The sequence below is a fragment of the Nonomuraea sp. NPDC054003 genome (genome assembly GCF_055585125.1).
In genome coordinates, this window is sequence record NZ_JBVJKR010000005.1 from 597,663 (window position 1) to 606,307 (window position 8,645).

General features: G+C 74.4%; 7 protein-coding genes. 3 read left to right on the forward strand and 4 right to left on the reverse strand.

The annotated features are described in order from the left end of the window. Positions 1 to 90 precede the first annotated feature (90 nt). The 3 genes from ACZ6YG_RS16510 to ACZ6YG_RS16520 all read left to right on the forward strand — a co-directional run bounded on the left by ACZ6YG_RS16510 (position 91) and on the right by ACZ6YG_RS16520 (position 4,923). Entirely contained in the window at positions 91 to 3,447 is a 3,357-nt protein-coding gene (locus ACZ6YG_RS16510; RefSeq protein ID WP_466018475.1) for a BTAD domain-containing putative transcriptional regulator, read from the forward strand. 85 nt (positions 3,448 to 3,532) lie between these two features. After that, positions 3,533 to 4,405 carry an aldo/keto reductase family oxidoreductase gene (locus ACZ6YG_RS16515; RefSeq protein ID WP_466018476.1) on the forward strand — a complete coding sequence of 291 codons (873 nt, stop codon included), beginning with the start codon at positions 3,533 to 3,535 and terminating at the stop codon, positions 4,403 to 4,405. Between the two features lie 203 nt (positions 4,406 to 4,608). Further along, positions 4,609 to 4,923 (forward strand): transcriptional regulator, encoded by a 315-nt coding sequence (locus ACZ6YG_RS16520; protein WP_466018477.1) that lies wholly within the window; start codon positions 4,609 to 4,611, stop codon positions 4,921 to 4,923. 9 nt (positions 4,924 to 4,932) lie between these two features. Here the strand turns inward: ACZ6YG_RS16520 and ACZ6YG_RS16525 are convergent, their stop codons facing one another. From ACZ6YG_RS16525 to ACZ6YG_RS16540, 4 genes are all read right to left on the reverse strand, one after another. Beyond that, positions 4,933 to 5,688, reverse strand: a complete 756-nt coding sequence (locus ACZ6YG_RS16525) for a GntR family transcriptional regulator (protein ID WP_397199670.1) — start codon at positions 5,686 to 5,688, stop codon at positions 4,933 to 4,935. Further along, positions 5,685 to 6,497, reverse strand: coding sequence for a tryptophan synthase subunit alpha (trpA, locus tag ACZ6YG_RS16530; RefSeq protein ID WP_219547457.1), 813 nt, complete (start codon positions 6,495 to 6,497; stop codon positions 5,685 to 5,687). The genes ACZ6YG_RS16525 and trpA overlap by 4 nt, the downstream gene beginning before the upstream one ends. Then, on the reverse strand, positions 6,494 to 7,699 hold the full coding sequence (gene trpB, locus ACZ6YG_RS16535) for a tryptophan synthase subunit beta (RefSeq protein ID WP_246640594.1): 1,206 nt from the start codon (positions 7,697 to 7,699) through the stop codon (positions 6,494 to 6,496). Before trpB ends, trpA begins: the two co-directional genes overlap by 4 nt. Before the next feature lie 419 nt (positions 7,700 to 8,118). After that, positions 8,119 to 8,487 (reverse strand): DoxX family protein, encoded by a 369-nt coding sequence (locus tag ACZ6YG_RS16540; protein ID WP_148031753.1) that lies wholly within the window; start codon positions 8,485 to 8,487, stop codon positions 8,119 to 8,121. Between the last annotated feature and the right edge of the window lie 158 nt (positions 8,488 to 8,645).

Here is an 8,645-nt window from a genome sequence, read left to right on the forward strand (position 1 = left end):
CTTTGACGTGCCGACGCGTCCAGGCTGCTCCCGGGTGTTTGGAGGGTGCTTGGAGCCGGTTTGGAAGCCTCCTCGTACGATGTACGGATCATGGTGTTCATTCGGGTGCTGGGCGAGTTCGCGACCGAGGTGAACGGTGAGCCCGTCCACCCCGGCGGGCCGCGGCAGCGGGGCGTGCTGGCGCTGCTGGTCGCGGCGCGCGGGCAGGTCGTGCCGGTCGACCGGATGATCGAGGACCTGTGGCGCGGCGAGCCGCCCGCGCGGGCGCTGATGTCCTTGCAGGCGTACGTGTCCAACCTGCGCCGGCTGCTGGAGCCGGGGCGCCCGCCGCGCGCGCCGGCCCGGCTCCTCGTGAGCACGCCGCCCGGCTACGCCCTGCGGCTCCCGCCTGACTCGGTCGACGCGTGGCGGTTCGAGGACCTGCTCGGCCAGGCCCGCACGGTCACCGACCCGCGCGCCGCCCGGGCACGGCTCGCCGAGGCGCTGGAGCTGTGGCGGGGACCGGCGTTCGCCGAGGTCGCCGACGAGCCGTGGGCCGCCGCCGAGACGGCCAGGCTGGACGAGCTGCGCCTGGTCGCCGCCGAACTGCACGTCGCGGCGGGCCTGCGGACCGGCGACCCCGCGACGGTGGTGCCCGAGGCCGAGCGGCTCACCCGCGACGAGCCCCTGCGCGAGGAGGGCTGGCGGCTGCACGCCCTGGCCCTGTGGAGCAGCGGCCGCCAGGCCGACGCCCTGGCCACGCTCCGCCGCGCCCGCGGCCTGTTCGCCGAGGAGCTCGGGCTCGATCCCGGCCCTGACCTGACGGCACTGGAGGAGGCCATCCTCACCGGGCGCACCGACGTCCTGCGCGCGACCGTACCCCTGCCACCGCAGTCGCCTCCCCCACCGGAGATGTCTTCGTCACCGCAGATGCTTCCGCCACTGTTGACTGCCCGGCCATTGTTGACCGCCCCGCTTCCGCCGACGGTCACCCTCCCCGGGACGGCCCCGATCGCCGAGGCGCCGTTCGTCGGGCGTGAGGCGGAGCTGTCAGCGCTGGTCACGGCCGCCGAACAGGCCGCAGCCGACGGAGCCCGCGTCGCCCTCGTCACCGGCGAGGCCGGGCTCGGCAAGTCGACGCTCCTGGAACACCTCGGCAGGCGGCTGGAACGTACCGGATGGCTGGTCGCCGCCGGTCACTGCCCCGAGGCCGCCGGCGCGCCGCCCGCGTGGGCGTGGACCGAGGCGCTGAGAGCCGTCGCCGCGGCCACCTCCCCGGGCGAGCACGCGGACGACCTCGCGCCGCTGCTCACCGACACCGCGCCGGTGGACGCCGACGCCACCGCCGGCCGGTTCCGCCTGCGCCGGGCCGTGTGGCGATGGCTCGCGGCGGTCGCCGCGAAACGCCCGGTCGCCGTCGTGCTGGACGACCTGCACTGGGCGGACGCCGCCACGCTGGAGCTGCTCGGCGGCGGCCTCGGCACGCGGGCCCCCATCCTGGTCGTCGCGGCCTACCGGGCGGAGGAGAGCGGCCATCTCACCGACACGCTGGCCGCCCTCGCCCGCGCCGCACCCCTGCGGCTCGCCCTGCCCGGCCTGGACGACGTGGCCGTGGCCCAGCTCGTACGCAACGAGTGCGAGGCCGACGACGAGACCGTCGCCGGCATCGCCGAGCGCACCGGCGGCAACCCGTTCTACGTGCGCGAGAGCGCGCGGCTGCTGAACGGAGAAGGCGCGCTGGTCGCCCTCTCGGAGGTCCCGCAGGGCGTACGGGACGTGCTGCGGCGCCGCCTGGCACGGCTGCCCGGGCAAGGCGTGGCCGTGCTGCGGCTGGCCGCGGTCGCGGGCCGGGAAAGCTCCGTGGACGTGCTGGTCGACGCCGCAGGCACCGACGCCGACAGCGTGCTGGACGCGCTGGACGCGGGCGTGATCGCCGGACTGCTGAGCGAGCCCGCGCCCGGACGGGTCCGGTTCGTCCACGCCCTCGTCCGCGACACCCTCCTGGCCGACGTCAGCCGCCTGCGGGCGGCCCGCATGCACGCCCGCGTCGCCGCCGCCCTGGAACCCACCGGCGACATCACGGCGCTCGCGCACCACTACGCCCGTGCCGGATCCCCCAAGGCCGTCGGCTACTGCGTCCGGGCCGCCGAACTGGCCGAGGCCCGCTACGCCCACGACGTCGCGGCCGATCTCCTCGCCGACGCCGTCGCGAACTCGACCAGTCCGGAGGAACGCGTCGCCCTGCACGGCAGGCTGCTGCGCGCGCAGATCCGGGCCGGCGCCGTGGCCGCCGCCCGGACGACCCGCCGGCAGGCCGTCGAGTACGCGGAGTCCCTGGGACGCGACGACCTGATGATCGCCGCCTTCACCGCCTGGACCGAGCCGACGCCCTGGCAGTCCCGCCCGTACGGCACGGTGGACCGGCCCGTCGTGGACCGGCTGAGCCGCCTGCTCGAACGCACCGACCTCACTGCGGAGGTACGCGGCCGCCTCCTCGTCTCCTACGCCGAGGAGCTGGCCGGCGAGGACGACCCCACTGTCACGGCGGCGGCCCGCGAGGCGCTCGGCCTGGCCACCGGGCCCCGCCTGCGGGCGGCGGCGCTCCGGATCCTGACCCGCGGCCACACCGGATCGGCCGGCAGCGACGAGCTCTGCCGCGAGCTGGTGGCGCTCGGCACCGAGCACGACCTGCCCGTCTACCGCGTCACCGGGCTGCTCAACCACGCCGCCGTCGCCGCAGGGGCCGGCGACCCGGCCACCATGCGCCGGGTGACCGCCGAGGCCCTCGACCTCGCGCGTACCTACCGGATGCCCGAGGCGATCGGCGTCGCCGAGGTGACGCTGGCGACCCTGGCCCTCATCGAGGGCCGGTTCGCCGACGCGGAACGGCTCTACACCGAGGCCGCCGGCGGCATGCGGCGCGCCGGATCGCTGCACGCCCCCGGCTTCCTCGGCCTCGCGCTGGCCGCGACCTGGGTGAACGACGGCACCCCCGGCGAGCACCTGGACGAGGTGCGCGCCCTCCACGAGGCGACCGGCCCGATCGCCGCCGACCTGCTGGCCCTCGCCCTGCACGCCAGCGGCCTGACCGCCGAGGCCCGCCGGGTGCGCGCATCGGACCCGATCCGGCCCGACTACTTCTTCACCTTCCTCACCACCGCCCGCGCGATGGCCGTCATCGCCCTGGACGACCGCGCCGCCGCCGAGGAGACCTACGCGGCGCTGCTCCCTCACCGCAACGGCCCTCCGGCGGGCGTCACGAGCCTGGCGGTGGCGCTGCGCCCGGTCGCCCACACCCTCGGCGAGCTGGCCGTCTTCCTCGGCCGCGATCAGGAGGCCGCCGACCACTTCGCCCGGGCCGCCGTCATCGCCGACCGGTGGAACGCGCCCCACTGGGCCGCCGAGGCCCGGTCACGCCGGGACATGGCCGCCACGAAAGCGAACCCGCGGGTGTCCTACGCACCTTGAAGTGCCTGCTTCCCCATGGGGAGTTACCTCACCAGACTGGAGCAAGTTTCCGAAAGACTCTTGCTCACCCTTGAAAGGCAGAGGCATGACGACGTTCCCCGCTTCGCTTCCCGGCGGCACCTGGGCCCTGGGCGACCTGACCGTCACCCGGTTCGGCTACGGTGCCATGCAGCTCGCCGGTCCCGGGGTGATGGGTCCGCCGGCCGACCGCGACAGCGCACTCGCCGTCCTCCGCGAGGTCGCCGACCTCGGGATCACCCATATCGACACCAGCGACGCCTACGGACCGCGCGTCACCAACCAGCTGATCCGCGAGGCGCTGCACCCGTACCCCGAAGCGCTGCACATCGTGACCAAGGTCGGCGCGACCCGCGACGAGCAGGGTGGCTGGCCCCCCGCGCGGCGGCCGGAAGACGTGCGCCGCGCCGTCCACGACAACCTCGAAGCCCTCGGTCTCGAGGTGCTCGACCTGGTCAACCTCCGGCTCGGCGACGCCAGCGGACCTCGGCCCGGCTCACTCGCCGAACCGTACGAGGCTCTCGCCGAACTCCAGCGGCAGGGGCTGATCCGGCACCTCGGCGTGAGCAACGCGACGCCGGAACAGGTCGCCGAGGCGCGGACCATCGCGCCCATCGTGTGCGTGCAGAACATGTACAACCTCGCCCACCGGCACGACGACGAACTGATCGACGAGCTCGCGCGGGAGGGCATCGCCTACGTGCCCTTCTTCCCGCTCGGCGGCTTCAGCCCGCTCCAGTCCTCGGCGCTCTCGGCGGTGGCCGCCCGGCTGGAGGCGACGCCGATGTCCGTCGCCCTGGCCTGGTTGCTGCGCCGGTCGCCGAACATCCTGCTCATTCCCGGCACCTCGTCGGTGGCGCACCTGCGCGAGAACGCCGCCGGCGCCGGCCTGCCGCTCTCCGGCGAGGACCTCGCCGAGCTGGACAAGATCGGCCGCTAGGCAGGCCCGCGACCGGTATGGATCAAGGGCTCGGCGGTCGTCCAGACCGTCGACCACGCCCTGCGTTTCCCGCCGGAAGGAGACCTCGCCCACCTGCTTCCGAGGGAGTTCGTGAACATGGCGTGGATGCCCGGGCTGATCGCCGGGACGGGCCTGACCGTGTGGCGCTACGCCGGCCTGCACGCCCTGCGAAGGACGCGTCCGTGACCCACCCCACCGGACGCCTGAGCGACGTCGTCCACCAGCGCCACCGCCTCGGCATCCTCGCCATCGCCGACGAGGCGGCCAGGGTGGAGTTCACCTACCTCCACCAGGTGCTCGAACTGACCCGGGGAAACCTCAACCGGCACCTCTCCGTCCTGGAAGAAGCCGGCCTGATCGTGCTGGAGAAGGGGTACGACGGGCGGCGCCCGAAGACCTGGGTCGTCATCACCGGCGAAGGCCGGGCCGCCCTGTCGGCCGAACTCGCCGCACTCCAGGAGCTCATCCGCCGCCACGGCGACCGTACGCACCGGTGACGGACCGGCTCAGCTGGTGGCCCCCCAGGTCAGAGAGAGGCCGGTGGCGGCGCGTTCGGTGCGGATCTCCATCATGCTGCCGAGGATCGTGGCATGGTCGGACACCACCGGCGTGGCGTCGAGCGCGTAGGTGATCCGGGAGCTGACGAGCACCGGGCTGCCCTGCGGCTCGTGCAGGTGACGGGCGGCGGCGGCGTCGAGCAGACCGGGCCGGACCACCTCCGCCGCCCGGGAGACCGTCACCCCCGCGTCGGCCAGAGCCGTGTAGAGGGAGACTGCGGTGAAGTCGCGGTCGCGGATCCGGTCGGCCACCGGCCGCCGGACCCAGGACACCTGGTGCACGGCGGGACGCCCGGCGAACTCACGGACCCGCTCCAGCCGCAGGGCGGTGTCGCCGGGACGCAGCCGCAGCTCCGCGGCGATCCGCGCCGGGGCCCGGCGCACCGCCCGCCCGGCCACCGCGGTCCGCACGTCATGGCCCTGTTCACGCAGGTCGTCGGCCAGGCTGCGGAGCGAGTCGAGCTGGTACGCCAGGTGCGGCGGGGCGACGAACGTGCCCCTGCCGGGCCGCTGCACGATCAGCCTCTCGTCGCTCAGCTCCCGCAACGCCTGGCGCAGCGTCATGAGAGTCACCCCGTAGGAGGCGCTCAGCTCACGCTGCGGCGGCAGCGCCTCACCGGGGGCGTAGCGCCCCGACCGGATCTTCGCGGCGAGGTCGGCGGCGATGGCGCGGTATCTCGCCTCGTGCCCGGCGTCGGAGGTCATCGTGGTCGGTCACACTCCTGGTCGAGGGCCAGGCGCAGGGTCGCCAGGAAGGCCCGCAGGTCGTCCGGCCCGGCCCCGTCGAGCACCCGCCGCATGACCGCGGCGCCGACCACCACGCCGTCGGCGTGCCGGCGGGCTTCGCGTGCCTGGTCCGGGGTGGAAATGCCAAATCCTAGCAAGACCGGCCGGTCGGTGACGCGCCTGATCCGCCCGGTGAGCTCCGCCGCCGAAGCGGCGAGGGCGGTCCGCTCGCCGGTGGTGCCCATCAGCGACACCGCGTACACGAACCCGCGGCTGCGGCCCGCGATCTCCGCCAGCCGCGGCTGCGGCGTCGCCGGCGAGGCCAGCAGGGCCGGCTCGATCCCGGCGGCTTCGGCCGCGTCCGTCAGCTCGTCCGCCTCGTGCACCGGCAGGTCGGGCACGATCAGGCCGCCGGCGCCGGCCCGGCGCAGCGCGGCGCAGAACGCCTCCGGGCCGTCGTTCAGCACCAGGTTGTAGTAGGTGCTGACGACCAGCGGCACGCCCAGGTCACCGACCTCGGCCAGGTCGGCGAGGATCCGGCGGGTGCTCGCCCCCCGGGCCAGCGCCGTGTCACTGGCCTGCTGGATGGTGACGCCGTCCAGCGTGGGATCGGAGAAGGGCAGCCCGACCTCGATCGCGTCCGCCCCGGCGGCGGCGAACGCCCGCAGGTAGTCCGTCCAGCCGGGCGTGATCCCCCCGGTGACGTACGGCATGAGCAGGCCGCGGCCGGCGTCCCGGCGGGCACGCAGGTGGCGTTCGACCGCGCCGGCGGTCAGGGCGTTCGTCACAGCAGCTCCTTCAGGGTCGAGACGTCCTTGTCGCCCCGGCCGGACAACGTCATCAGCACCGTCGACCCCGCGGGCAGGTCGCCGTCGCCCGCCGCGCGGATCACCCATGCCAGGGCGTGCGCCGACTCGAGCGCCGGGACGATCCCCTCGGTGCGTGCCAGCCGCAGCGCCGCGCCGACCGCCTCGCCGTCGGTCACCGTGACGTACCGGGCCCGGCCCAGGTCGCGCAGATGGGCGTGCTCCGGGCCGACGCCCGGGTAGTCGAGCCCGGCCGCGATGGAGTGCGCCTGGATGATCTGCCCGTCGTCGTCCTGCAGGAACAGCGAACGGCAGCCGTGCAGGACACCCAGCCGGCCGCGGGCCGCCCCCGCTCCGCCGTCCGCCTCCACACCGACCAGACGCGCCGGGGTGTCGGCGAACCCGGCGAACGTGCCGGCCGCGTTCGAGCCGCCGCCGACACACGCCACCACATGGTCCGGGACGCCCGTCCGCAGCTCGGCGGCGCACTGCCCGCGCGCCTCGTCGCCGATCACCCGCTGGAACTCCCTGACCATCCACGGGTACGGATCCGGCCCGACGACCGAGCCGACGCAGTAGTGGGAGTCGCCGGTCGCGCCCACCCAGTGCCGCATGGCCTCGCTGGTCGCGTCCTTGAGCGTACGGCTGCCCGTGGTCACCGGGACCACCTCGGCGCCCAGCATGCGCATCCGGAAGACGTTCAGCGCCTGCCGCTCGATGTCGCGCTCGCCCATGAACACGGTGGCCTCCAGCCCGAGCAGCGCGGCGGCGGTCGCGGTGGCCACCCCGTGCTGGCCCGCCCCCGTCTCGGCGATCAGCCTGCGCCGCCCCATCCGGATGGCCAGCAGAGCCTGGCCAAGCACATTGTTGATCTTGTGGGATCCGGTGTGGGTGAGATCCTCCCGCTTGAGATACAGCTCCACACCCAGCGCCTCCGACAGTCGGCGGGCCGGCGTGAGCGGCGTCGGCCGCCCGGCGTGCACGGCCAGCAGCCGCGCCAGCGCGCCGCGGAACCCCGGATCCGCCCACGCCTCCCGGAACGACTCCTCCACCTCGCGGCACGCCTCCACCAGCGACTCCGGCGCGTACCGCCCGCCATACCCGCCGAACCGGCCCCGCGCCCGGGGCTCGCCCATCGTCCCGTCCGGCGCGACCGCCTCACGCCACGGCAGCACGTCTCGCATGCCACCCTCCCATCGTTCTATAACTCTTCAGAGAGTTCTATAACAGTGAGTGTGGCACAGGCAGCACGGACACGCCACCACCCCCGGGCACAGCCGACCGCATCAGTCGAGTGACAGCCCCGCGACCGGAGCCACCCGGGCGGCGCCACCGAGAGCCCGCTCCACGAGCGTCTCGCAACCCACCCAGGTGAACCCGCCGGAAGAGGCGCGGACCCAGACGGCATGCGGCTCAGAGGAACCAGTCAACGGCGCCGACGTCTCCGGCGCGACCACCCCCACCGGGCCCGTACCGACAGCGACCCGCAACCGGGCCCACCGATCACCGGAACGCACCGTGACCCAGTCACCGGCCCGCACTCCGAAAGCCCCCGTATCAGTCCTGATCCTCCCCTTTGTCCCGAGAGCCCCTTCCCACGCGATCAGGCGAGCGACCGACCGAAGTACCCGCCGGCCGCCACTGCCAGGAGGAGGAAGGCCACCGGGAAGCCGAGGTTGTGAAACACGCGCGCACGGACATGGGCGAGGACGGCTCCGACGAAGAACAGCACGAGCCCCAAGGCAGCGGCCAGGCCGAAGAGAGGCCGGCCGAGCAGCCCGAGCACGAGCCCTACGACCCCGGAGCCCTCAACGACCGCGAGGTAGGGGATCCACCGCGGATCGAGGCCGACCTCGGCAGAGTTACGCACCACGAACCGAGCCGAGACCGCCTTCGCGATCACCTCGAAGGCGTTGGCCAGGATGCAGGCGAGAGTCGCGATGAACAGCCCGACGTCGAGTGCCGCGGTCAACGGGCATACCGCCCCAGCAGCGTCACTGGTCGCGGGGGGGGGGGGGGGGGCGGGCCCCCCCCCCCCCCCCGCGCGCGGGGGGGGGGGGGGGCGGCCTATGGAGAGGGGGGTTTGTGTGGGGGCGGGGCCGGGGGTGTGACTCGAGGGCTAGCCAGCCG

Bases quoted from the DNA above. Each gene is read 5' to 3' on its own strand.
- trpB (WP_246640594.1), bottom strand. From the start codon at position 7,699: ATGCGAGACGTGCTGCCGTGGCGTGAGGCGGTCGCGCCGGACGGGACG.
- ACZ6YG_RS16525 (WP_397199670.1), bottom strand. From the start codon at position 5,688: ATGACCTCCGACGCCGGGCACGAGGCGAGATACCGCGCCATCGCCGCC.
- ACZ6YG_RS16515 (WP_466018476.1), top strand. From the start codon at position 3,533: ATGACGACGTTCCCCGCTTCGCTTCCCGGCGGCACCTGGGCCCTGGGC.
- ACZ6YG_RS16510 (WP_466018475.1), top strand. From the start codon at position 91: ATGGTGTTCATTCGGGTGCTGGGCGAGTTCGCGACCGAGGTGAACGGT.